This is a genomic window from Gordonia sp. (in: high G+C Gram-positive bacteria) (assembly GCF_047600565.1).
Classification (GTDB): domain Bacteria; phylum Actinomycetota; class Actinomycetes; order Mycobacteriales; family Mycobacteriaceae; genus Gordonia.
On sequence record NZ_JASGKN010000001.1, the window covers coordinates 1,309,726 to 1,332,999 of the forward strand.

The 23,274-nt window shown below is 67.0% G+C and carries 20 protein-coding genes, 2 tRNA genes and 1 pseudogene; 9 read left to right on the top strand and 14 right to left on the bottom strand.

Features of this window, described 5'->3' with window-relative positions:
- Window positions 1–9 precede the first annotated feature (9 nt).
- Both QM774_RS06335 and QM774_RS06340 read right to left on the bottom strand, forming a co-directional pair.
- Window positions 10–816: an enoyl-CoA hydratase-related protein gene (locus tag QM774_RS06335; RefSeq protein WP_414975068.1), complete on the bottom strand. Its 807-nt coding sequence runs from the start codon at window positions 814–816 to the stop codon at window positions 10–12.
- Window positions 817–944: 128 nt separating this feature from the next.
- Window positions 945–1,748 (bottom strand): hypothetical protein, encoded by an 804-nt coding sequence (locus tag QM774_RS06340; RefSeq protein ID WP_414975069.1) that lies wholly within the window; start codon window positions 1,746–1,748, stop codon window positions 945–947.
- 110 nt (window positions 1,749–1,858) lie between these two features.
- Here QM774_RS06340 and QM774_RS06345 point away from each other — a divergent pair, with 110 nt between their 5' ends.
- The 4 genes from QM774_RS06345 to QM774_RS06360 all read left to right on the top strand — a co-directional run bounded on the left by QM774_RS06345 (window position 1,859) and on the right by QM774_RS06360 (window position 4,384).
- On the top strand, window positions 1,859–2,998 hold the full coding sequence (locus QM774_RS06345; protein WP_414975070.1) for an acyl-CoA dehydrogenase family protein: 1,140 nt from the start codon (window positions 1,859–1,861) through the stop codon (window positions 2,996–2,998).
- Window positions 2,955–3,674 (top strand): GntR family transcriptional regulator, encoded by a 720-nt coding sequence (locus QM774_RS06350; RefSeq protein ID WP_414975071.1) that lies wholly within the window; start codon window positions 2,955–2,957, stop codon window positions 3,672–3,674. The genes QM774_RS06345 and QM774_RS06350 overlap by 44 nt, the downstream gene beginning before the upstream one ends.
- 62 nt (window positions 3,675–3,736) lie before the next feature.
- Window positions 3,737–3,809 (top strand) — tRNA-Asn (locus QM774_RS06355).
- Between the two features lie 86 nt (window positions 3,810–3,895).
- Complete coding sequence (locus QM774_RS06360) at window positions 3,896–4,384, top strand: FBP domain-containing protein (RefSeq protein WP_414975072.1); 489 nt, start codon at window positions 3,896–3,898, stop codon at window positions 4,382–4,384.
- A 106-nt stretch (window positions 4,385–4,490) separates the two neighbouring features.
- Here the strand turns inward: QM774_RS06360 and QM774_RS06365 are convergent, their stop codons facing one another.
- The 4 genes from QM774_RS06365 to dnaG form a co-directional block, all read right to left on the bottom strand.
- Window positions 4,491–5,381, bottom strand: coding sequence for a VOC family protein (locus QM774_RS06365; protein WP_414975073.1), 891 nt, complete (start codon window positions 5,379–5,381; stop codon window positions 4,491–4,493).
- A 152-nt stretch (window positions 5,382–5,533) separates the two neighbouring features.
- Window positions 5,534–5,607 (bottom strand) — tRNA-Ile (locus QM774_RS06370).
- 40 nt (window positions 5,608–5,647) lie between these two features.
- Complete coding sequence (locus tag QM774_RS06375) at window positions 5,648–7,618, bottom strand: OPT family oligopeptide transporter (protein WP_414975074.1); 1,971 nt, start codon at window positions 7,616–7,618, stop codon at window positions 5,648–5,650.
- 76 nt (window positions 7,619–7,694) lie between these two features.
- The gene (gene dnaG, locus QM774_RS06380; protein ID WP_414975075.1) at window positions 7,695–9,608 is read right to left on the bottom strand and encodes a DNA primase; all 1,914 of its coding nucleotides are present in this window, start codon (window positions 9,606–9,608) and stop codon (window positions 7,695–7,697) included.
- Between the two features lie 133 nt (window positions 9,609–9,741).
- On the opposite strand from dnaG, the gene hpxO reads away from it, so the two are divergent.
- The 4 genes and pseudogenes from hpxO to QM774_RS06400 all read left to right on the top strand — a co-directional run bounded on the left by hpxO (window position 9,742) and on the right by QM774_RS06400 (window position 13,425).
- Entirely contained in the window at window positions 9,742–10,932 is a 1,191-nt protein-coding gene (hpxO, locus tag QM774_RS06385) for an FAD-dependent urate hydroxylase HpxO (RefSeq protein ID WP_414975076.1), read from the top strand.
- 109 nt (window positions 10,933–11,041) lie between these two features.
- Window positions 11,042–11,494, top strand: coding sequence for a DUF4262 domain-containing protein (locus QM774_RS06390; RefSeq protein ID WP_414975077.1), 453 nt, complete (start codon window positions 11,042–11,044; stop codon window positions 11,492–11,494).
- 64 nt (window positions 11,495–11,558) lie between these two features.
- Window positions 11,559–12,574, top strand: a pseudogene (locus QM774_RS06395) (ATP-binding cassette domain-containing protein).
- Between the two features lie 2 nt (window positions 12,575–12,576).
- Window positions 12,577–13,425 carry an ABC transporter permease gene (locus tag QM774_RS06400; protein ID WP_414975078.1) on the top strand — a complete coding sequence of 283 codons (849 nt, stop codon included), beginning with the start codon at window positions 12,577–12,579 and terminating at the stop codon, window positions 13,423–13,425.
- On the opposite strand, the gene QM774_RS06405 is transcribed toward QM774_RS06400, so the two are convergent.
- Window positions 13,404–15,575 (bottom strand): ATP-binding protein, encoded by a 2,172-nt coding sequence (locus QM774_RS06405; RefSeq protein ID WP_414975079.1) that lies wholly within the window; start codon window positions 15,573–15,575, stop codon window positions 13,404–13,406. The two genes, QM774_RS06400 and QM774_RS06405, sit on opposite strands and share 22 nt — an antisense overlap.
- A complete protein-coding gene (locus tag QM774_RS06410; RefSeq protein ID WP_414975080.1) occupies window positions 15,572–16,624 on the bottom strand; it encodes an AfsR/SARP family transcriptional regulator in 1,053 nt (350 codons plus the stop codon). Before QM774_RS06410 ends, QM774_RS06405 begins: the two co-directional genes overlap by 4 nt.
- 74 nt (window positions 16,625–16,698) lie before the next feature.
- Here QM774_RS06410 and QM774_RS06415 point away from each other — a divergent pair, with 74 nt between their 5' ends.
- A complete protein-coding gene (locus QM774_RS06415; RefSeq protein ID WP_414975081.1) occupies window positions 16,699–18,024 on the top strand; it encodes an MFS transporter in 1,326 nt (441 codons plus the stop codon).
- Here QM774_RS06415 and QM774_RS06420 read toward each other — a convergent pair.
- The 6 genes from QM774_RS06420 to QM774_RS06445 form a co-directional block, all read right to left on the bottom strand.
- Window positions 18,021–18,743, bottom strand: coding sequence for a hypothetical protein (locus tag QM774_RS06420; RefSeq protein ID WP_414975082.1), 723 nt, complete (start codon window positions 18,741–18,743; stop codon window positions 18,021–18,023). The two genes, QM774_RS06415 and QM774_RS06420, sit on opposite strands and share 4 nt — an antisense overlap.
- A 10-nt stretch (window positions 18,744–18,753) precedes the next feature.
- Window positions 18,754–19,095 carry a gamma-glutamylcyclotransferase family protein gene (locus QM774_RS06425; protein WP_414975083.1) on the bottom strand — a complete coding sequence of 114 codons (342 nt, stop codon included), beginning with the start codon at window positions 19,093–19,095 and terminating at the stop codon, window positions 18,754–18,756.
- On the bottom strand, window positions 19,092–19,448 hold the full coding sequence (locus tag QM774_RS06430; RefSeq protein WP_414975084.1) for a hypothetical protein: 357 nt from the start codon (window positions 19,446–19,448) through the stop codon (window positions 19,092–19,094). Before QM774_RS06430 ends, QM774_RS06425 begins: the two co-directional genes overlap by 4 nt.
- A 217-nt stretch (window positions 19,449–19,665) precedes the next feature.
- Complete coding sequence (locus tag QM774_RS06435) at window positions 19,666–21,348, bottom strand: AIPR family protein (protein WP_414975085.1); 1,683 nt, start codon at window positions 21,346–21,348, stop codon at window positions 19,666–19,668.
- 63 nt (window positions 21,349–21,411) lie between these two features.
- Complete coding sequence (locus tag QM774_RS06440) at window positions 21,412–22,692, bottom strand: deoxyguanosinetriphosphate triphosphohydrolase (protein ID WP_414975086.1); 1,281 nt, start codon at window positions 22,690–22,692, stop codon at window positions 21,412–21,414.
- 7 nt (window positions 22,693–22,699) lie between these two features.
- Window positions 22,700–23,194, bottom strand: a complete 495-nt coding sequence (locus QM774_RS06445) for a cold-shock protein (RefSeq protein WP_414975087.1) — start codon at window positions 23,192–23,194, stop codon at window positions 22,700–22,702.
- Window positions 23,195–23,274 lie beyond the last annotated feature (80 nt).

Sequence of the window (23,274 nt, forward strand, 5' to 3'; positions counted from 1 at the left end):
GTGACGGGGTCAGCGGGTGTGCTGGGCGGCGAACGCTGCGAGCGCCGCCTGGAATTCGGGTGACTGCAGCAGTTCGGTCTGGCCGGCGATCTCGCGGTCGATGGCGGCGGAGTAGCCGTCCAGCGAGTAGCCGTCCATGGCTGCTTTCGTCCAGCGCAGGGCCGGCGCCGACGCGTGCGTCAGGCGGCCCACGACGCGGGAGACGAGGGGTTCGAGCGCTTCCGGTTCTTCGACGACGCCGTTGATCAGCCCCTGCTCGAGTGCTTCGGTGGCCCACAGCTTCTCGCCGAGCAGCGCCATCGCGTTGGCGCGGGCGCGCCCCAGCGAGGCGGTGAACGTGGCGCTGGCGGCGCCGTCGGGCATGAGACCGATCTGTACGAACGGCAGCAGGAAGTAGCTCCGGGCGCTGGCGTAGATCAGGTCGGCGGCGACTGCCAGGGAGGCTCCGATGCCGACGGCGGGACCGTCGACCACGGCGATCACCGGCATGGGCAGGTCGCGGACCGCGGACACCAGGTTCGACCCGTTCTCGATGATGGCGCGGGAGGCACTGCGATCGAATCCGCCGCTCGCCTGCGCGTCTGCGGCCATGCCGGCCACGTCGGCGCCGGCGCTGAACGAGCCGCCGTTTCCGGTGATCACGACGGTCCGGATCGACGGGTCGGTCGCCCAGGCACGGCACAACCGGATGATCTGCTCGGATGCCTCACCGCTCAGGGCGTTGAGCTGCCGGGGGCGGTCGATCTCGATCCGCGCGACGCCGGCATCGTCGACGCCGCCCCGGATGCCGGCGACGGCCTCGGGCTTGCTGGCCATGAATCCCTCTCGCGACGGTGCTGCTTGCCGCATACCGTAACGCAGAAGTGAGCCGAGTCACCCGGGTTCGATCACCGGGAGGGTGAACGTCGTTGACGCCCAGTGGATTTCACCCGGCGTTCGACGAATCAGATCGGCGCGAGGTCGGAGAGCACCCAGCGGTCGCCGTCGCGCTGCAGGGTCACCAGTACCCGCGACTGGTAGTCGATGCCGTCCTTGCCGCTGCTCGGCAGGTCCGGCGAGGTCACCTTCTGATCCAGGGCCACCAGGACGACGGCCTGATGTTTGTCGATCGACTGCAGGCCGGCGGCGAGGGCCTTCGCGGTGGACGACGCCTTGGCCGCGTCGTTGCCCTTGCGCGCCTGCTGCGAGGCGTCGATGTAACGCTTGGCGAAGTCGTCGGTGGAGATATCGCGGATCTGTTTGTCCAGCGACGCGTAGTCGCCCGCGCTGTAGGTGACGATGTCGACCGCGTACTTCTTGGCGTCGGTCACGGCGTCACGGCCGATACCCGAGTCCGGGCCGAGCGAGTCGCCACCGCGGAACGCCAGGATGCCGAACACGATGGTGGTCACGGCGAGTAGCCCGGCCAGGGCCGCCAGGATCGTCACCGGGGAGATCCCGCGGGTCGGCGCGGTCTCCACGCGTCCCGGCACCCTGTCCTCGGCGTCATCGGCGACGTCGACCTCATCGTCGCCGTCGGCGTCTTGCGTGACGGTGCGACGCTTGGCGGCCTTCTTCGCGGCGTCTGCGCGGGCCTGCTCGCGGTTGCGACGGTTCTCGGCGAGCAGCTCTTCACGCTCGGCGGCGGTGCGCCGGGTGACGTCGACGGCCTCGTCGCCGTCGTCGGCGGCCAGCTCGTCGATCGCCTCCGGCGTGGGCTCGACGGTCTCGTCCGCCGGCTTCTCGGGCTGGTTCTTCCTCTTGGCCATGCGCCCCAATCTAGGGCATCGGGATGCAAAGAGATTCTGCGAACTCCCTGCGCGCCGTCGTCCTATCAAATATATGTGATAGGAACACCAGTCATTCGAAGGAGTCACCCATGGTCGCGTTCACCCCGGAACAGAAGGAATTCAGCAAGGCCGTCGCCGATTTCTGTCAGCGCGAGGCAGGCACCCGCGAGCAGCGCGCCAAACTCACCAAGAACGGTGAAGAGCTCCACTCCGAGGAGCTGTACCGCAAGATGGCCGACCTCGGCTGGGCCGGCATCATCCTTCCCGAGGAGTACGGCGGCAGCGGCGCCGGCAACGTCGAGATGTGCATCCTGCTCGAGCAGGCCCTGCGCAACCAGGCACCGATCGGCGGCATCGGCCCCACCCTGATCACGGCGGCCGCCTACCAGAAGTTCGCCGACGAGGACCTCAAGAAGGAGGTGCTCGGCGGCGCCTGCAAGGGCGACTCGCTGTCCATCTCGATGTCCGAGCCCGAAGCCGGCTCCGATGTGGGCGCCCTGACCTGCCGGGCCGAGAAGGTCGACGGCGGCTGGAAGATCAACGGCCAGAAGACCTGGTGCTCCAACGCCCACTTCGCCAAGTCGATCCTGCTGATCGCCCGCACCGACCGCAGCGGCGAGAAGCACGAGGGCCTCACCCAGTTCCACATCCCGGCCGGCACCGAGGGCCTGAAGATCCAGGGCATCGACACCCTCGGCGGCAAAGAGGTCAACGACCTCTACTTCACCGACTGCTTCGTGCCGGACTCGGCCGTCGTGGGCCAGGTCGGTAACGGCTGGTGGCAGCTGATGGCGGGCCTGAACACCGAACGCCTGATTCTGGCGGCCATGCAGCTGGGACTCGCCGAGTGCTCGTTCGACTACACCCTGAACTTCATCAAGGAGCGCAAGCAGTTCGGGCGACCGGTCGGCACCTTCCAGGCCCTGCGGCACCGGATGGCCGACCACGCCACCGAGATCCGCGCCACCAAGGAGCTGATCTACTCGGTGGCCGCCGAGGCCGATGCGAACCCGCAGAAGATGATGCCGCGCGAAGCATCGATGGTGAAGCTGAAGGCCACCGAGGTCAGCAAAGCCATGACGATCGACGGCATGCAGATGATGGGCGGTTACGGTTACGCCACGGAGTTCGACGCCGAGCGCTTCATGCGTGCGGCCATCATCTCCACGGTGTACGGAGGAACCAATGAGATCCAACGGGACGTCATCGGCAAGACCTATGGCCTCTAGCCCCTCTCTGCGGCTGGGGCGTCGGCCTCAGCTGTCCGAAGAGGTCGCCTCGGTGTTGCGGCACAAGATCATGACCGCCGAACTCCTGCCGGGTGTTCCCATCCGGATGGATGAGACGGCCGCCGAACTGGGCGTCAGTGTGACCCCGGTGCGGGAGGCGCTGCTGACCTTGCGCGGTGAAGGCATGGTCGAAAGCGCGCCGCACCGCGGCTATGTGGTCGGCGACCTGTCGCGGACCGACGTCGAGGACATCTTCTGGCTGCAGGGCGAGGCCGCGGCGCGCATCGCACGCCGCACGGCGGGAGTGATCGATTCCGATCAGCGCGCCGAACTGGCGGCGGCGGTGGACCGGCTCCGGTCGGCCGTCGCCGACGGCGATCAGGACGCCATCGCCGAGGCCGAGTTCGACTTCCACCGGACCCACAACCGGATCAGCGGGAGCACCAAGCTCGCCTGGTTCCTGCTCAGTGCGACGCGATACACGCCGCACCAGATGTACGCGTCGGATCCGGAGTGGGCGGCGGTCGCCCTGAACAGTCACGACCGTCTGATCGCGGCGTACGAAGCCGGTGACGCCGATGCGGCCGCTGCGGCCGTCGCACTGCAGTTCACCGACGGCGCCGCCCGGCTGACCAGGCATCTCTCGTCGACCGGCATTCGGGATTCGGAGTCCTGAACAGCGATTTGGCCGGGTCCGCGCCGATGGGATAAAGTCTGCTCTCGGTTCTAGATGAGCATTCCCCCATAGCTCAATTGGCAGAGCAGCCGACTGTTAATCGGCAGGTTATTGGTTCGAGTCCAATTGGGGGAGCAACGAAAGGCCCGCGACCAGCACCGACGCTGACGCGGGCCTTTCGGCATCTGGACTTCGCACTCTCAGCCCTTCGAAACGGACCCATGCAGCAGCTCACTCGGGAACAGATCCTCGCCTCCTTCCGCGGTGCGACGCGCAGTGAGATCGATCGCGTCAGCTTCCCTCTGGACTTCAACGACCTCGACTTCTCGCGGCTCGAGTTCCTGGGTTGGCGCGACCGGAAGATCCCGCGCCGCGCCTACGTGGTGACCGAGTTCGACGGGGTACCGGTGGCGCTGGTCCTCACCCGCGCCGAGCGCACTCCCCTGCGTCGAACGATGTGCGCGTGGTGCCGTGATCTCGAGCTGGACGACGACGTCGTGCTGTACGTGGCGCGGCGAGCCGGTGAGCGTGGACGGCGCGGCAACACGATCGGCGCGATGGTCTGCCAGGACTTCGCGTGCAACGCGCACGTCCGCAAACTGCCGCCGGCGTTCCACGGCGGCACCGACCTGGAGGCGATCCGGCGCACCCAGATCGACGGCCTCAAGCATCGGGTGGATTCGTTCGTCTCGGAGGCGCTGAACCCCTAACGCTCGTTGAGCCTGTCGAAGCGAGCCTCCCCAACGCTCGTTGAGCCTGTCGAAGCGAGCCCCCTGAACGCTCGTTGAGCCTGTCGAAGCGAGCCCCCGCACGCCTTCACAGGTCGGCGATGACGATCTTCTTCATCCCCATCAGCGCGGCGTACGAGTCCGGTCCCGTCATGTGCGCGCCCAGGTCAGCGGGCACGATCTGCCAGCTCATCCCGAACCGGTCGGCACACCACCCGCAGCGTTCGGCGTCGGGGACCGCGGAGATGGCGTCCCACAACCGGTCGATCTCGGCCTGGTCGGCACAGTTCACCTGGAGTGAGACGCCGCACGAGAAGGTGAAGTCCTTCTCGTCGAGCGAGTCCATCGCGGTGAACCACTGCCCGGCGAGTGTGAAGTCGCCGAACATCACCGAGTCGGCGCGAACCGGGCCGGCCGCGGTCGTGTAGTCGACCACCATGCCGATCCGGGAGTCGTCGAACAGGGAGGTGTACTGCCGGATGAACGGCTTCGCCTGGTTCTGGGCGTCGCCGCAGAACAGGAGCGACGGCATGACGAACGGGCGTGGATCGCCGTCCGGGTTGGTCAGGATCAACTGCCAGGTGACGCCGAACCGGTCGCGCACCCATCCGTAGCGGGGGCTGAACGGATACTCGCCGAGTTCCTTCACCACCTGTCCGCCGTCGGCAAGGCCGTCCCACACCCGGTCGATGGTGCCTCGGGCGTCGGGGTCGACCGACGGATCGAAGTTCAGCATGAAGCTGATGGATTCGTTGGGTGTGAACTCGTCGCCGGCGTTGATCAGGATGATCCGATAGCCGTCGATGTCGACCGCTGCGGTCAGCGGCTTGCCCGCGAGCGGTTTCTGGAAGTCGAGCAGCCCGTCGGTGGGATATCTCGCGATCACCGATCCAGTCGTCTTCGGCAGCACCGACGCGTAGAACTCGGCACCTTCCTCCGCGTTCCCGTCGAACCAGATGTTCGGAACGATCTTCTGCATGAGCTCCATGGAACCACCGGAGACGACAGAACACGGGAATCTGGACACTCAGCGACATCCCGTGTTCTGTTCTGTCGGCTCTGTGGGCCTTCGACGGTCTTGCTCGAATGCCGCAGGCCCACACCGGCCGGAGGCCGGCAGGGATGTCACGGTGGGGCGACCGGGGCTCGAACCCGGGACCAGCGGATTATGAGTCCGCGGCTCTAACCAACTGAGCTATCGCCCCGCACCCGGGAGTTCCGGGCCGAGTCGAAGCCTACCGGCGGTCAGTCGGTCTTCGACGGCGACGTGCTCGCCGAGCGCCGGGTGGTCACATACAGCCAGATCAGCAGGCAGACGAAGACCTCGACGCCCAGGATCTGCGGCAGGACGGTACCCATCTGGTCGCCGACGATGGCGAGGGGCTCTTCCTTGCCGGTGCCGGCGATGATGCCGGCCGAGATCACGCCGAAGAGGCTCTCGCCGACGATCAGGCCGGTCGCCATCAGGACGCCCATGCGCTTCTTGCGTTCCACGTCGCCGCCGGTGCGCTCGGCCCAGCTGTCGTAGGCGCGGCCGATGAACGCACCGATCGGGATGATCAGGGTCAGTGCCATCGGCAGGTACATGCCCATGCCGACCGCGAGCGGAGGCAGCCGGAACTTGGTGGTGCGCTTGAGCAACTCGTCGATCGCGATGATCACCGCGCCGATGATGAAACCGGTGATCAGGCGGTTCCACGGGAGGTCGCCGCCGAAGACGCCCTGCGCGAGCGACGACATCAAGGCCGCCTGCGGAGCGGCCAACGCGTCGGAGCCGGCGCCCGGCGCACCCTGGAAGCCGAAGGCGTTGTTCATCAGCTCGAGGACCGGCGGGATGACGATCGCACCGAACACGACGCCGATGATGAGCGCCACCTGCTGCTTCCACGGGGTGGCGCCGACCAGCTGGCCGGTCTTCAGGTCCTGCAGATTGTCGTTCGAAATGGTCGCGACACCGAACACGACCGCCGCCGTGAACAGGGTGTAGGCGGTCATCGCGAGAGCATCCTGCGAGCCGCTGCCGTGGTGCACCATCTTGAGCAGCAGGGCCGCCATCAGCACCACCAGGATGCCGACACCCGAGATCGGGCTGTTCGACGATCCGATGAGCCCGGCCATGTAGCCGCACACCGCGCCGACCACGAGGCCGATCAACAGCACGAAGATGATCGACACCGCGAGCATCTTCCCGGAGTGATCGGCGATCACCGTGCCGCGCAGGAAGTCCCACAGCAAGTAGCCGATCGGGATCATCGACACCAGCGTCACGCCGGCCACCCACTGGATGGGGATGTCGCGTTCGGTGATGTCGACCAGGTCGCCGCCCTTGCGGGAGCGGGCGCTGCGTGCCGACTCGGCGATGCCCTTGATGATCGGGACGATTAGGGTCACGAGCGTCCAGACGGCGGCGACGGCGATGGCGCCGGCACCGACGTAGCGGACGTCGCTGGAGAAGATCGACTGCACCTTGTCGAGGAGTTCACCGTCGCCGGTGAGGTTGTGCCACGACAGCGTCGGCAGCAGCACGAAGTAAGAGATGACCAGGCCGACGAGCATGGCGATGCCGACCGAGACGCCGACCAGGTGACCGACACCGATCAGGGCCATCGACAGGCTCGCGCCGTACATGGTGGCGCCGCTGCCGATCTTGATGGCGCCGGCCACCGAGTTGCTGAGCACCTTCAGCGACGCCAGCAGCGAGAAGAACGCCGCGGTCAGGCCGCCCATGATGATCATCTTCATGCCGCCGCGGCTCTCCTCGGCGCCGCCGGCGGTGTCGCCGACCTTCAGCACCTCGGCGGCCGCCACACCCTCCGGATACGGCAGATCCGATCCGGTGACGAGCGCACGACGCAGCGGAATCGAGTACATGACGCCGAGCACACCGCCGATGCCGCACACCGCGACGGTCTGCCAGTACGGGAACCCCTGCCACCAGCCGATCATGATCAGGCCGGGCAGCACGAAGATGATCGCCGACAGCGTGCCCGCCGCCGAGGCGATCGTCTGCACGATGTTGTTCTCCTGGATGGAGTGGTTCGCGAAATACCGCAGCACCGCCATCGAGATGACGGCGGCGGGAATGGCGGTCGCGAACGTCAGTCCGACCTTCAGGCCCAGGTAGACGTTGGCAGCGGTGAAGACGAGGGTGATGAGGCCGCCGAGGACGATGCCCCGGATGGTCAGCTCACGCACGGTCGTGGGGGTGCTGGTCATCCGCTCACTCTAAAGCGGCGAGGCCGGACACGCGGCCTTTCGACGAGCTCACGGAGCGTCGGGCGACGCCGGCAGCTCAGGCGGTGTCGGCTCCGTCGTCGAAGGCCTGCTCGAGCAGGGAACGACGGTACGACTCGAGGGCGACGAGGTCGCCGAACAGCGCGTTGTAGCCGTCCGGGTCGGTGCTCGGCGACATGCGGCGCAGCTTGGACTTGAGGTCGGCGATCTGGGCGCCGACCCACACCTCCTGCGAGCGTGCCAGCACGCTGGTGATGTACCGGGGAAGGCCGTCCTCTTCGACCGGCATGTCTTCGACGGCCAGCTCCGTGACCAGCGGCGAGAGGGCCGGATTGTCGACGGCCTGGTTGACGGCGTCGACCCAGGCGGCACCGGTCAGGCCGGCCGCGGTGCCACCGGCGTCGGCGACCGCCTGCCGGATGAGGGCATAGGCGGGTTCGGTGAAGCATTCCACGGGCAGCGAATCGAAGACGGTGCCGGCCAGCGCCGGGTACTGCAGAGCCGATTTCAGTGCTTCACGCTGCGGCCAGAGCCGCGGGTCGTTGGCGAGTGGACGGATGGTCTGCACGGGAGTCGCGGCCTCGGGTGTCGCGGCCCGGCCGGGACGCCGGGACCGGTCCGGTCCACGCTGCGGGCCACGGCCTCGCTTGGCCTCCTGCCGGACACGGCTGAGGACCTGTGCGACGTCCTCCCAGCCGACCCAGCCCGCCAGCTGGCGGGCGTACTCGTCACGCAGGGCGACGTCCCGGATGCGGGCGACCACCGGCACCGTCTCGCGGAGGGCGGCGACCCGGCCTTCCGCGGTGTCCAGGTCGTGGTTGCCGAGGATCGCCTTGATGGCGAACTCGAACATCGGAACGCGGCGGGCGATCAGGTCGCGGACGGCGGCGTCGCCCGACCTCTGTCGCAGCTCGCACGGATCCATGCCGTCGGGGGCGACGGCGACGAAGGTCTGCCCGGAGATCGACTGCTCCCCCTCGAACGCTTTGAGAGCGGCGGCCTTGCCCGCCGCGTCGCCGTCGAAGGTGTAGATGACTTCGCCGCGGAAGTACGAGTCGTCCATCATCAGCCGGCGGATCAGTGCGAGATGATCCTCACCGAAGGCCGTGCCGCAGGAGGCGACGGCGGTGGTGACGCCGGCGCAGTGCATGGCCATCACGTCGGTGTAGCCCTCGACGATCACCACCTGGTGCCCTTTGGCGATGTCACGCTTGGCCAGGTCCAGACCGAACAGCACCTGCGACTTCTTGTAGAGCATGGTCTCGGGCGTGTTCATGTACTTGCCGAGGTTGTCGTCGTCGAACAGCTTGCGGGCACCGAACCCGATGACGTCGCCGCCCAGGTTCCGGATCGGCCACAGCAGGCGACGGTGGAATCGGTCGATCGGGCCCATCTTGCCCTGCTTGGACAGGCCTGCGGCCTCGAGCTCGTCGAAGGTGAAGCCCTGCGACAGCAGCACCTTGGTCATGGTGTCCCAGCCGGCCGGGGCGTAGCCGCAGCCGAACTTCTCGGCGGTCGCCCCGTCGAAGCCGCGGTCCTTCAGAAACTCGCGGGCCACCTGGGCGTCGGGGGTGCGCAGTTGTTCGGCGTAGTACCGCTGGGCTGCGGCGTTGGCGGCGACGAGACGTGCGCGGGTACCGCGGTCGCGGGTGATGGCGGTGCCGCCGCCCTCGTAGTTGATGCGGTAGCCGATCCGGTCGGCGAGCTGCTCGACGGCCTCGACGAACGAGATGTGCTCCTGCTTCTGCAGGAACGTGTAGACGTCGCCGCCCTCACCGCAACCGAAGCAGTGGAAGTGCCCGTGGTTGGGGCGGACGTGGAACGACGGCGACTTCTCGTCGTGGAACGGGCACAGGCCCTTCATCGAGTCGGCGCCGGCACGGCGCAGCGCGACGTATTCGCCGATGACCTCCTCGATCCGCGTCTGCTCACGGATGGCCGTGATGTCGCGATCGGGGATTCTGCCTGGCACGCGACCAGTCTAGACGGACGGTCGGACCGAACCGGTGTCCTGGAGAATCCTCCAACCGCGCCGCGTCACCCGGCGCCCGATTCTGTAGTCACCCGACCGGAAACCGGGCCGAACCGCTCCTACCTTGCGGTTCATGAAGATCATCATCATCGGAGCAGGAATCGGCGGCACCAGTGCGGGAATCGCGCTGGCACGACTCGGCCACGAGGTGGTCATCTACGACCAGATGCGGGAGAACAAGCCGGTCGGCGCCGCTCTGTCGTTGTGGTCGAACGGCGTCAAGGTTCTCAACTGGCTCGGCTTGGGCGAGGAGGTCGCGGCCCTCGGCGGCGCCATGGATTACATGTCGTATCGGGACGGCAAGAGCGGTGAGCAGCTGTGCCGATTCTCCCTCGCCCCGGTCACCGAGCAGTCCGGTCAGAAGCCGTATCCGGTCGCCCGCGCCGATCTGCAGGCACTGCTGATGGAGACCTTCGGCATGGACCGGATCCGGCTGGGCATGCGGATGGAGAAGATCGTCGACGACGGCGACGCCGTGACCGTCTCGTTCGCCGACGGCTCCACCGACACCGCCGACATGCTGCTCGGCGCCGACGGGGCGCGCTCGATCACCCGCGACTACGTGACCCCGGACGGACAGACTCCTCCCGAACGCGAGCATTCGGGCTACACCAACTTCAACGGTCTCATCCCGGTCGATGAGGCGATCGGCCCGAAGGACCAGTGGACCAGCTATGTCGCCGACGGCAAGCGCGCCTGCGTGATGCCGGTGGCGGGCGACCGCTTCTATTTCTGGTTCGACGTCCCCGAGCCGTCCGGGAAGGTGGTCGAGCGCGACGCCGCCAAGGACCTCCTGGTGTCGGAGTTCGCCGGGTGGGCGCCGGGCGTACAGACCCTCATCGACACCATCGATCCGGACGTGTCCCTGAACAGGGTGGAGATCTGGGACATCAGCCCGTTCACGCACTGGACCAAGGGCCGTGTGGCGATCCTCGGCGACGCCGCCCACAACACCGCCCCCGACATCGGTCAGGGCGCCTGTTCGGCACTCGAGGACAGTTTCGCCTTGGGGATCGCCGTCGCCACCAACACGCTGAGCGTCGACGACACGCTCAAGCGGTACGAGGCGATCCGCGCGGAACGGGCCGGCGACCTGGTGCTGCGCGCCCGCGCCCGCGGCGACGAGACGCACATGTACGACGCGGAGGCCACCAACGCCTGGTACGAGAGCCTGAAGGGCACCGACGGCACCGGAATCATCAAGGGCATCGTGGGCAACATCGTCGACAGCCCGGTCAATCTGGGCGGGGGCATCCCCGCCTGACGCGATGTCGGCGCTCGCACAGAGCTTGGTGTCGTAGCCGGCGCGTACGCTTCCCAGCAGATCGAACATATGATCGAATGACGATCTGCTGTCGTGAAGGAGACCGGCCATGTGTGACTTCGACCCGCGCTGTGACTGCGGAGGCGACCTCGTCGGGAACGCCCTGACCCAGATCGCGTCCGGCCACTGGAGCGTGACCGCGGTGTACGGCGACGACGAGCACGCGCCGTTCGCCTATACGACGGGTCTCATCGAGTTCGACCGCCCGGAACTGGTGATCACCGGCATGGACCTGCTCAAGGCCTGCGTCGAGCTCAACGAGGTCGCCGGCCGGCTGATCGGCGACGCCGATCATCTCGCCTCGTCGAGCGCGTTCCCGTACATCCCCGTCGAGGTCATCGACTCTTCCGACCTGCGGGTGACGCGGTTGCTGTACGGGCCGGCGTTCGCGGCCGTGCAGCTGGCGTGGCCGGACGCGTCGATGGCCTATCCCTGGGATCGGGCCTATCCCGCCGACCGCCGGCAGCCCCTCCTCGGCATCCCGCTCCCGCACGCCGCCTGACCGGCGACAGCGGATGTAAGACGACGACAGGCCCACGACAGCGCACCGGTGCACGATGGCTTCCATGACAGAGACAACCACCCTCGGCCTCGACGGCCGGGGAGACACGACAACGACGGAGCTCGCGATCGACGCCCGCGGTCTGGTGAAGCATTTCGGTGCCACCAAGGCCTGTCGGTTCCGGCCGGCAGCGTCTACGGCGTCCTCGGACCCAACGGTGCCGGTAAGACCACCACCATCAGCATGCTCGCGACGCTGCTGCGCCCGGACGCCGGTCAAGCGTCGGTCTTCGGCTACGACGTCGTCCGCGACGCCGTCGCCGTCCGATCACTGATCGGCGTGACCGGCCAGTACGCCTCCGTCGACGAGGATCTGACGGCCATGGAGAACCTGCAGCTGTTCGGCCGCCTGCTCGGCTTCTCCCGGGCGAAGGCCAAGGCCCGCGGCGAGGAGCTGCTCACCGATTTCGCACTCGAGGAGGCCGCCAACCGGCCGCTCAAGGAGTTCTCCGGCGGCATGCGACGCCGGCTCGACCTGGCCGCGAGCCTCGTCGACACCCCGCCGCTGCTGTTCCTCGACGAGCCGACGACCGGTCTGGATCCGCGGACCCGCGCCCAGATGTGGTCGACCATCCGCAAGCTGGTCGACGGCGGCTCGACGGTGCTGCTGACCACGCAGTATCTCGACGAGGCCGACCAGTTGGCGGACCGGATCGCGGTGATCGACCGCGGCGTGGTGATCGCCGAGGGCACCTCCGACGACCTCAAGCAGTCGGTCGGAGCGAGCACCCTGCAGCTCACTCCCAGTGATCGCGCGGACGTCCCGGAGACCGCCCGCATCGCCGAGCAGGTGCTCGGCGACACCGCGGTCCCCTCCCCCGAGGCCGGCCGCGTCACCGTCGCGCTCCACCATTCCGATCTGGTGCCCGACGTCCTGATCGCCCTCCGCGAGAAGGGCATCACGCTCGTCGAGTTCAACGTGCAGAAGCCGACGCTCGACGAGGTCTTCCTCACCATCACCGGCAACGAACCACCCTCCGAGGACTCCGACGAGTCCGACGACACCCGAGAGGAGGTCTGACGATGACCACCGCCGTCGACACACCCCGCAACCCCACCCCCCGATCGTCGGTGTCCGTCGCCGACGTCCGCACCGAGGCGACCGGATCCATCGGCCTGGGCACCACCGTCCGTCAATCCCTAAGCATGGGCTACCGCGGACTGCTGAAGATCCGGCACAACCCGGAACAGCTGATCGACGTCGTGTTCCAGCCGATCATCTTCACCCTGATGTTCACCTACATCTTCGGTGGAGCGATCAGCGGCAACGTCCACAGCTACCTGCCGGTGATCATCCCCGGCATCCTGGTGCAGTCGGTCATCACGACGTCCATGGTGACCGGCACCCAGTTGCGTGAGGACATGGACAAGGGCGTCTTCGACCGGTTCCGGTCGCTGCCGATCGCCCGGATCAGTCCGCTCGCCGGCGCCCTGCTCGCCGATGTCGTCCGCTACCTGGTGGCGTCGGTGATCACGTTCGGTGTCGGCCTCGCGATCGGATGGCGACCGAATCCGGTCGGCGCGATCGCCAGCATCCTGCTGGTCGGCGTCTGCGCCTTCGCGGTGTCGTGGATCTTCGCCCTGATGGGCTGCCTGATCAAGAAGGCGTCTGCCGTGCAGGGCATCTCGATGCTCATCCTGTTCCCGCTCACGTTCATGTCGAACGCCTTCGTGCCGGTCGACACCATGCCCGGCTGGCTGCAGGCCTTCGTGAAGGTCAACCCGGTCAGCCACCTGGTGTCTGCGGTGCGCGAGCTGTGCAACACCGGCCATCCCGGAGTGGACGTGGTCTGGTCACTGGTCGGTGCCGCGGTGATCGTCGCGATCTTCGCCCCGCTGGCCGTCACCGCCTACATCCGCGAGGCGCGCTGATCTGAACCGAAGCGTCGGGTGAGGATCCCGACCGCCTCATCCATCGCGCGGCGACGGGACGACAGTTCCGTTCGCCGCGCGATGTCTGTCCAGACGGTGTCGTCGACACCCACGAACTCGTAGCGGCGCTGCAACGCATCGTGCACGGCCGGATAGTCCTGTCGGACTCCGAGTCGCGCGGCGATGGCGATCAGTGTCGCTCCGTCGGTGCGGGCGTCGACGTCCGATGCCGGGTCGCTCGACAGCAGCAGTCCGACGGCCAGCGCCGACGACCCCAGTTGCGGGATGTCCCGCCACATCGGATTGGTCAGTGCAGCGAGCAATGCTCCTGCGACGGCGTCCGTCCAGGGCACCGCGATCTCGGTGCGGCCACCCAGGACGACTCCGCAGACGGCGCTGGCCAGGATGACGCTCGATCCCGGGTCGACGCGAGCGGGAACGAGATCACGCAGCAGGGTGCGGGCGGCCCCGGCGTAGAGCTCCGTGCCGTCGCCGCCGCGGGCCGTGCGCAACGCCGCCCAGCACATGGCCTGGGCGGCGACGGCCTCCGGGTCGCCTTGGTCGGGCAGCGGCTGGTCGGGGTCGATCTCCGACGCCGAGGTCAGGATCTGTTCGGCTTCGTCGAGACCACCGGTGGTGATGAGCATGACCGCCAGGAAGTAGCGGGCCTGGACGGCGTCGTCGGTGGCACCCATCCGGTCGAGCCCGTCGACGGCGACACGGTAGTGTTCGACGGCTTCGCCCCAGCGGCCCTGCTGCCCGAGCAGGCTGGCGGTGCTCAACGCGTTCATGGCGCCGACCCAGGGGTCCCAGACACCGCCGGCGGCCAGGCGGGCGCTGTCGCGCATGGCGCCGGTCAGATTGCCGCTGTTCTCGCGCACGTTGGTCCGCAGACCGAGGGCGAGATCGCGGACGTCGGGGGCGGCACGGTCGGGCGCCAGCTCCAGGATTCGGATCCGCTCCACCCCGGACCGGGCCACGGCGAGAGCACTGATGAAGTCGCCCGGGCGCGACATCGTGAGGTCGCGGCGGTGCAGACGGCGCAGGATCCCACGGGCCTTCGCCAGACCGCGCGATGATCGTTGAGCGAGCAGCGGCGCACCGGCGGCGATCACCGTCAGCTGCCACCGTTCCCGCGCGTCCTCGTCGAGGCCGGCCGGCGGAACACCCAGCACGCCGAGGATCCGTTCGCCCCAGGCACCGATCTCGGCGTGCAGTCCGCGCACCGACCAGAACGCCGACAGGATCGGGAAGACGTGCACCACGGTGTCGACGTCCACCGGGTCGCCGTCCATCGCCCGCCGCAGCACCCAAACCAGGTTCTCGACATCGGCGGCGACCGATTCGACCATCCCCCGATCCACCGCTTCATCGAACCGGCGGCGCAGATCGGCGGTCAGGTCCCGCGCCCATGCGGCCATCGCGGCGTCCACCGTCTCGGCCTCGCCGGACGTGAGGGATTCCTCCCCGAACTCGCGGACCATCTCCATCATCCGGTAGCGGACGTGGTCGCCGTCGTCGATCACCTGCAGGAGTGACTGGTTGACGAGCGCGGTGAGGGCGTCGTCGAGGGCTTCTCCGTCGAGGCCGCCGACGCGGGCGGCGGCCTGCGCGTCGAAGCCGCCCGGGAATCGGCAGAGCCGCGTGAGAAGTCGTTGCGCGTCGGGGGTGAGTAGTTCCCAGCTCCACTCGATCACCGCGTGCAGGGTGCGGTGCCGGTCGGGGGTGCTCCGGTCCGTCGATCGGAGCAGGGTGAAGCGTTCGGCCAGGCGCTGGGTGATCTCGTCGACGCTCATGGTCCGGACGCGCGCCGCCGCCAGTTCGATCGCCAACGGCAGGCCGTCGAGGTACTCGCACAGTTCGGCGACCCGTGCACGGTCGAGGGTCGCCGAAGGGCGGACCGCGCGAGCCCGTTGCAGAAACAGCTCGACGGCGGGGGCGGCACCATCGGTGGCGAGGACCGGCAGCTGATAGGTCTGTTCGGCGGCGATCTGCAGGGGCGCACGGCTGGTGACGAGCACCGTGAGTTCGGACGCGGCGGCGACCAGCTCGTCGACGACGCCGGCGACACCGTCGATCACCTGCTCGCAGTTGTCCAGGATGATCAGGGTCGGCCGGCCGGCGACCGCCTCGGCCAGCAGGGCGGTCACCTCACTGATGGTGGTGCGCAGGAGAGTGAGGGGGAGACGTCGGCCTCGCCGACGCCCAACGCGCCGGCCAGTGCGGCAGCGACGTCGTCGTCGTTGCGCACCGAGGCGAGCGGGACGAAGTGGACGGCCGTTGCAGGGGCGCCGGCCGTCAGCCCGACCGCGTTGGCGATCCGGGTCTTGCCAATGCCGCCGGGACCGAGGACGGTCACCACCCGGTGCTGCGACAGCAGTTCGACGAGGGCCGCCAGATCGTCGTCGCGGCCGATCAGCGGCGTGGACTCGGCGCGCAGACCGGAGGGCACCGGCCGGGTACGGGGCGGCGGCGCGGCGGCCGCGGGTGTGTCGGTGAGCAGTGCCGTGTGCAGGGCGGTGATCTCAGGTCCGGGGTCGATGCCCAGGTCGTGGGCGAGGCGTCGGCGCAGCGTGGCGAACACGGTGAGGGCTTCGGCCCGCTGTCCCTGGGCGGCGAGCGCCTTCATCAGCAGGAGATGGGCGTCCTCGTCGAGCGGGTCGGCCGCGCATCGCCGCTCGGCGAGCTCCCGCACCGTGGCATGGTCGCCGGCGGCCAGCGCGTCGTGTGCGCGCTGCTGGTCGATCCGGGCGCGCAACGCTCGCGCCCGTCCGGTGATCTCGTCGGCGAGCGCCGGATCGTCGTCGCCGAGATCGTCACCGGGGGTGCCGTGCCACAGGGCTTCGGCGTCGTCGGTCCAGCCGGAGACACCACTGGCCGCGAGACGTTCGGCGAGGTCGAGGTCGGTAGTGGCGCCGTCGAGGCGGTAGCCGCCGGCGACACCGCTGATCTCGGCACCTCCGAGGTGCTGGCGGAGCCGGGAGATCTGAGTGTGCAGGGCCGCGCTGGGCGACTTGGGCGGGTCGTCGCCCCACACGTCGTCGATGAGATGCTCGGCCGACCGCACCCGGCCGTCGGCCAGGGCCAGCGAGGCCAGGAGCCGCCGCGCCCGGACTCCGGGGACGGCGAGGCCGTCGACGGTCACCGGCCCGAGCAGCCCGATCACCGTCGAACGCTGATCGTCCGCACCGTCTGACACGCGACTCAGCCTAGTCGCTGACACCGCCCGAAATCCGTTGGCATCTGTTCGTCCGATTCCGGCAGAATCTCCTGGTGACCACCGATTCGACCTCCCGCCTGCCGCGCGCGCTCGCGCCGTTCGCGCTGCGCCAGTACCGCTGGCTCGCGGGCGGTCTGGCGCTCGCGCTGTTCGGTGACGGGATCTGGCTGATCGCCGTGGTCTGGCAGGTCATCGGTATCGGCGGCGGACCGGGACGAGTGTCCCTGGTCTCCGGCGTCACCGCAGTCGCGATGATCGCCGCCACCCTGTTCGGCGGCGTGCTCGCCGACCGGATCTCCCAGCGCACCATCGTGTTCGGGCTCGAAGCGGTGAAGCTGCTGGCGTTCGGGTCGGTCGCGGTCGCCTCCCTGCTGCACGTCCTGAGCTTCCCGCATCTGCTGGTCGCCGCGATCCTCGGCGGCATCACCACCGGCATGTACTACCCGGCGTACTCGGCGCTGCTGCCACGGATCGTGCACGCCGACCAACTGCTCGCCGCCAACGGCGTCGAAGGCTTCATGCGGCCGGTGCTCTATCAGGCGGCCGGACCGATGATCGCCGGCGCGATCATCGGCATCTCCTCCCCAGGTATCGCGATCCTGGTCGGCGCGGTCGCGTCGTCGTTGGCCGGCCTCTGCTATCTGGTGATGGGGCCCGTCGACGAGTCCGACCACGCCGAGGCGAAGGCCGTCGAAGCCGCCGCCGGCGAGAAGCCGAGCGTGGTCCGCGACCTGGGTGAAGGTTTCGCCTACATGTGGCGCACGCCGTGGCTGTGGTCGTCGCTGTTCTTCTACTCCCTGCAGTTGCTGGCGATCATGGGTCCGATCGAGGTGCTGGTGCCGTTCGCGCTGCGTGAGCGGGTCGGCGGCGATGCCTCCGACCATGCGATGGTGCTGGCCGCATTCGGTATCGGCGCCGCGCTCGCGGCCGCCGCGTTCGGCGCGTTCCCCATGCCGAAGCGCTATCTGACGGTGATGTTCGCGATGTGGTCGGTCGGGTCGCTGCCGTTGATCATCATGGGGCGGGCCCATCACGTCGTCTGGTTCGTGGTGGCGGCGTTCATGATCGGCGTGCTGATCGACGGCCCCGCCGTCCTGTGGGGCACGCTGCTGCAGCGCCGCACCCCGAAACATCTGCTGGGCCGGATCTCGGCGCTCGACTTCTTCGTCTCGGCGGCGCTGATGCCGGTGTCGATGGCGTTGGCCGCCCCGATCAGTCACTGGATCGGTTTCGGGCCGACGTTCATCGTCGCCGGCCTGCTGCCGGTTCCGTTGGCGGTGATCTTCTATTTCGCGGCCAAGCTGTGGCGGGACGAGATCGAGCATCCGCTGGGGATCGTCGAAGACGAGGTTCCGCTGGACGAGGCTCCGGCGGCTTAGGCCGCGGATCCGTCGGCGGCCGCGGCGAACACCGCGGTGCGGACCCCGACGACTGTCGCGGCCGGGAACTGCTGGTCGGGCCGGCCGAGGTCGCCGGTCTTGACCGTCCATGTGGGCTGCGACTTGTCGACGGCGTGCTCGTCCGCGGTGAGGACGTAGACGTGGTCTTTGTCGCAGCTGTAGGCGCCGACAAGATCGTCGGAGCGTCCACCCCATGCCCCGCCGTGCCGGAGTTCGCAGCGGGTGCCGTCGACGAGTTCCAGACCCCACGGTTGCGGATCGTCGATCTTGCCGACGGCGGTCAGCACGTTGTTGGAGGTGAAGCGGCGCAGTTCCTTCGTCCACGGGGACATGCCGCAGAGGAGACCGTACGGGGTGGTCGACGACGCCCAGCACGTGTTGGCGCCGGCCGCGTTCGGGCTGCATTCGTAGAGTCCGGGTGTCACGGCCGACCGGCTCGGGGTGATCGGATCGCAGTAGACGCGTTCGGAAGCAGCCGGATCGACGGTCCAGCCGGAGGCCGCCTCGCCGTCCTTGCCGACCGCGATCAGGTTCACGACCTGCGTGGCACCAGCGGCCTGGGCGTTGCCGTCGAACTGCTTCTGCCCCTCCACCTGGGGTGCCGAGCCGATCTTGGGGCCACCGGCGGTCGCGCACGCCGCCAGGACCGGGACGGACACCGCGACGATCAGGCTCGCGATCAGCGTCCGGGTCGTCATGGCGTCGACTCTAGCTCTCGTCGGCGGCCAGGTAGGCCCATGCGTCGACGCCGGAAGCGAGGGTGACGGCGGTGCGGACGTAGTCGTCCACCTCGTAGTCGTCGGCGGCCTTCAGCTCGGCGTCGTCGAGTTCGAGATACGCGCCGGGCGCGGCGTCGTCGGGTGAACCCTCACGCAGGATGGGATGCCGATCCGATCCGCTGGTGGCGATGACCTCGGGATCGGTGATCGTCAGCCATTCGATCCGGTAGCCGGGTAGCGCGTCGTCGACGGTCGGCACCGACCGCCCGAACAGCGCGGCCTGCACCTCGGGCTGCCGCAGTGTTCCGTACGAGAACAGGCGATGGGTCACGGCGTCTCGGGGATCTCGTCGTCGGTGGGGCGTGGACGAGTCCGCTCCGGGCTGGTGTCCGAGGTCGGCGACGCCGACCGGCTCGGCGTGTACCGGCGGCTGCGGGACGGCTGCAGCGTGGTCGTGGACGTCTCGGTGCGGTAGATGGTGCTGGTGACGGTGATCGGGTCCTGCTTCTGCGGAGGTTCGCCGGACAGCGCCGCACCGAGAGCGAACGCCGCGAACAGGGCCAGCGCCGCCACGGTGACGGTGAGGCCTTTGCGCCACGGCAGCGGAGCCGGTGCCGCCGCCGGCTGTTCCCCGGTGACCTGCGCGGGTGACTCGGTCGACACGTCGTCGGTCGGATTCGTCATGCAGCCACCGTACCGAGTCGGCGTGGCCGGTCAGGGTGCACCTGGACCTCGGTGCCGCCGTATCGGTGTCCTTTCCAGTCATCTGGTGACTACAAACGACACCGCACTTCACGGTCATCACCTGACTGGAAAGTGCGTCCGTGTGTCGACGTCCTCCAAAGCCGACTCGGACGAGCTCGTCACGGACGATCGCTCTCGACCGCAGTTCCGCAGCCAACTAAGCGAATAGTACTGCCCTGACACCATTCTCAAGATCCTCAACCTTCGTCGCGTTCTTGAAGAAGGATTGCGGATACCCGTTTCCATTTACCTCTTCATGGTTCTCAATTATCGCGTCGAACAGCTTGTCTACTTTATCTCTATTATTTTCGAACCAAGCATTTACATCTGCATCAATATCGGAAAAACCGAACTTCTGATTCTTTGCGAGCTGAAGCAGCAACGACGTCGCCATGTAGGTCGAATGTCGAACGATCTTCGCAGTTCTCGCGTCCACTTCCTCGGCTTTTAGCTCTGCAGAGTTGTTCAGATTCCTCCAGAACCGGACACAGTTGTAAACCGTCGCAGCGTCATTCTCTCGATCGAAGAGACGTTGGTACGGATCCGAATTTATATCGGACCAAGCGCGCCCGATCTCTCTCTTCGTACGGGTCGCTTCCCCGACACCAATCATGCAGGAAAGAGCGCGTGTAGCCTCTTCGAGGTCGAAGGAGTCCGTAAATACATCCGTATCTACCCTATCTCCCGTCTTAAATCGGTATTGAATCCGTTCCGCATGCAGTGTGTCTCGGAGCTCTTGCTGCCACGGATCCAAAGAGACGAACTCTCGACCGCCGACCTGATTCTGGGTATTCGTGTAGCGAGTAACTCGACTCTCAAAGCTCTCAGGTCGATCCTCTGTTGAGATCACACGAACTGTCACATATACGTCTTCAAGGTCAGTTCCCCTAGTATGTGACCTATAAATTGCGCCGCACGTTTGCGCCCCATTAACGACGTTAAGTCCGGAAAGATCAAAAATCTGATTTGCATTCTTTGGCCGCAAGCGATCGACCGAGATACGGTTAGCCACGATAGTGATTCCGTTATTGAAATACCAAAATAGATCCGGCTCATTCGACATCGTCTGTTCCAACACCTCGTTTACTGAGGATTCAGACAGGACCTTGCGGATATTTCTGTCGTACAGGCGATCACCAAAATTGTCGACAAGATCCGCTATTTCAATAGCTGAAACAAATCCCAGCACCTCGGACCGATACTCGCCGAGCGTACTCCATGTCTTGAATTCTAGAGCGTGATCAAGAGCACTCTCACCTTGAGCAACATTGCGGTTCTCGAAGTTTTCGCGAAGATCCATGTACTCAAAGCTCAGAATATCGCCAGCCGCATTGACATCAGCTTTGAAGTTGTCCGATTCTTCGAGCACAGGATGCTCTGGTCGGCCTTCACCTAAGTGGGTATAAACCACAACAACTCTGGCATTTCGATAGTCCAACGATTTCTCGATGTCGTCCTTCATCGCCCGGAGCTTGGGTCCAACAGCACTCCAATTAGAATCCAGAACTAGCCCTATGCCACTAATGAACTTCTGGACATCAGTCAAACTTGGACTGCCGCCTGAGGTCTTAGCCTGAACGATGAAGACAGTTTCCTGCGACAGTGAGACACCAACAGCATCTATGCCTCTGTCTCCCGATTCATCGACCACGCACTGCGCTGCCTCTGCTGCCGACATCTTTGCCTTTGCCGCGATACACAGGGCAGCTAGCGCACGAGACGTCCGCATCTGCGCGATAGTTTCCTCGGGATGGTTGGCAGCAATCGCATCCGACATGTCAATGTGTGGTTCGAAATCCTCGGCCAATCGGCTTCGGACCTGCTTTTCCTGAATGAGCATTGAAACTCCCCTTCGCTACGGCACCGGCGCAGTTCCCCCTAGGCGCTCGGCTCTGTGCCAAGGCTAGCCTAAGTGCGCCTGAACCTCGGCGCTGGCCTTGTCCATGCGTTCCAGGCGGCCTTCGGTCATCGAGGCGATCTGATCGACGACCACCCGCATGCGCTGCGCGTCGGTGTCGGCCGTTTCCCACCGGGGCACGAAGAACGGGTCGAGATCACCGGGTGCGGTGTTGAGCAGCAGGGTTCCGACACGGTGGATGCGTTCGCGCTGGCGGTCCTGCTTGGTGCGGTGACTCTTGTTGGAGAAGATGTAGCGCAGCGCGACCGTCTTCAGGGTCGCGACCTCGGCGGCGACATCGGCCGGCACCGACAGGTCGGCGTCGTAGCGCTTGAGCGGACGGTCGCCCTCCTTCGCGCGGGTCGCGGTGATCGCGGCCGACGCGAAACGGCCGATCAACTCCGAGGTGAGGCGCTTGAGTGCGACGGACGCGTCCAGCGAACCGTCGTACTGCCCCAGCGACCGGAAGATCTCCATCTCCGACAGGCGCTGCGATGCGTCGACCACCGACGCCGGGTCGAGGCCGTCGAAGTATTCGGTCGCCAGCTGCGCCAGCGACTCCTGGTCCTCGTGCACACCCAGTTGCCGCAGATCGATGCGGCCGCTGATCACCCCGTCCTCCAGGTCGTGGACCGAATAGGCGACGTCGTCGGACCAGTCCATCACCTGGGCTTCCAGGCACCGTCGCTCCCCCGGCGCACCGTCGCGCACCCAGGTCAGCGCCGACGCGTCCTCGGTGTAGGCGCCGTACTTGGTGCCGGGCGCCTTGCGGCTCCACGGGTACTTGATGGTGGCGTCGAGCGACGCGCGCGTCAGGTTCAGGCCGGCACTCTGGCCGTCCGGGCCGACGATCTTGGGCTCCAGCGACGTCAGGATCCGCAGATTCTGGGCGTTGCCCTCGAATCCGCCGTAGTCGCGGGCCAGCTCCTCGAGTGCGCGTTCACCGTTGTGCCCGTAGGGCGGGTGGCCGATGTCGTGCGCCAGGCCGGCGAGCTCGACGAGGTCCGGATCGCAGCCCAGTCCCTCGGCGATGCCGCGCCCGATCTGGCCGACCTCCAGCGAATGCGTCAGACGCGTCCGCGGGGTGTCGCCTTCACGCGGCCCCACGACCTGCGTCTTGTCGGCCAGCCGCCGCAGCGCGGCACTGTGCAGAACGCGGGCCCGGTCACGGGCGAAAGAACTCCGGTAGTCGGTCGACGGATTGACCCGCTCGACCTCTTTCACCGCCTCCGGAACGGCACGCTCCACATCGTGCGCGTCGTAGACGGCTCGCTTCGACGTGCTCAACGAGCAGTCAGTCGTTGGTCCAGCCGCGCTGGGACGCCAGATCCATCAGACGGCCGCGGATCGAGGTGATCTGGCGGGCGGTCAGGTCCGGAGCGGAGTCGAGCAGCAGCTCGGTGAACTCGGTGAGCAGCGGGCCACCGGTCGGACGACGACGCGGTCCGCGATCGTCGCGGTCACGACGGTCGTGGCGATCACCCCGGTCACGACGATCACCGCGGTCACGATCGCCGAAGCGGCCGCGATTGTCGTCGCGGCGCTGTGCGCGCTCGGCGGCCGGCGACTCGCCCTCCGGGGCCTCCGAGGTCACCTTGAGGTTGGTCGCCTTGGCGCCGCGCTCGGTGTCCTCGACGTCGAACTCGACCTCGGCGCCCGGGCGCAGAAGGTTCTCGTCGATGTCGATGTCGTTGATGTGCAGGAAGACGTCGTCTCCACCCTCACTGGGCGAAAGGAAACCGAACCCTCGATTGGCATCGTAATGAACGACCTTGCCGCTGACAGCCACCACAAACTCTCTCTCCGCGCCGCCGTACTCACTTCGGGCCCCTTGCCCGTTCGGCGTGAACGCTGCAGTCCACTATGCCC

What these genes read in the sequence shown, in the direction of transcription:
- QM774_RS06335 (WP_414975068.1), bottom strand. Translation starts at nt 816, where the DNA reads ATGGCCAGCAAGCCCGAGGCCGTCGCCGGCATCCGGGGCGGCGTCGAC.
- QM774_RS06365 (WP_414975073.1), bottom strand. Translation starts at nt 5,381, where the DNA reads ATGCAGAAGATCGTTCCGAACATCTGGTTCGACGGGAACGCGGAGGAA.
- QM774_RS06350 (WP_414975071.1), top strand. Translation starts at nt 2,955, where the DNA reads ATGAGATCCAACGGGACGTCATCGGCAAGACCTATGGCCTCTAGCCCC.
- QM774_RS06420 (WP_414975082.1), bottom strand. Translation starts at nt 18,743, where the DNA reads ATGACGACCCGGACGCTGATCGCGAGCCTGATCGTCGCGGTGTCCGTC.
- QM774_RS06375 (WP_414975074.1), bottom strand. Translation starts at nt 7,618, where the DNA reads ATGACCAGCACCCCCACGACCGTGCGTGAGCTGACCATCCGGGGCATC.
- QM774_RS06400 (WP_414975078.1), top strand. Translation starts at nt 12,577, where the DNA reads ATGACCACCGCCGTCGACACACCCCGCAACCCCACCCCCCGATCGTCG.
- QM774_RS06430 (WP_414975084.1), bottom strand. Translation starts at nt 19,448, where the DNA reads ATGACGAATCCGACCGACGACGTGTCGACCGAGTCACCCGCGCAGGTC.
- QM774_RS06435 (WP_414975085.1), bottom strand. Translation starts at nt 21,348, where the DNA reads ATGCTCATTCAGGAAAAGCAGGTCCGAAGCCGATTGGCCGAGGATTTC.
- hpxO (WP_414975076.1), top strand. Translation starts at nt 9,742, where the DNA reads ATGAAGATCATCATCATCGGAGCAGGAATCGGCGGCACCAGTGCGGGA.
- QM774_RS06345 (WP_414975070.1), top strand. Translation starts at nt 1,859, where the DNA reads ATGGTCGCGTTCACCCCGGAACAGAAGGAATTCAGCAAGGCCGTCGCC.
- QM774_RS06340 (WP_414975069.1), bottom strand. Translation starts at nt 1,748, where the DNA reads ATGGCCAAGAGGAAGAACCAGCCCGAGAAGCCGGCGGACGAGACCGTC.
- QM774_RS06390 (WP_414975077.1), top strand. Translation starts at nt 11,042, where the DNA reads ATGTGTGACTTCGACCCGCGCTGTGACTGCGGAGGCGACCTCGTCGGG.
- QM774_RS06360 (WP_414975072.1), top strand. Translation starts at nt 3,896, where the DNA reads ATGCAGCAGCTCACTCGGGAACAGATCCTCGCCTCCTTCCGCGGTGCG.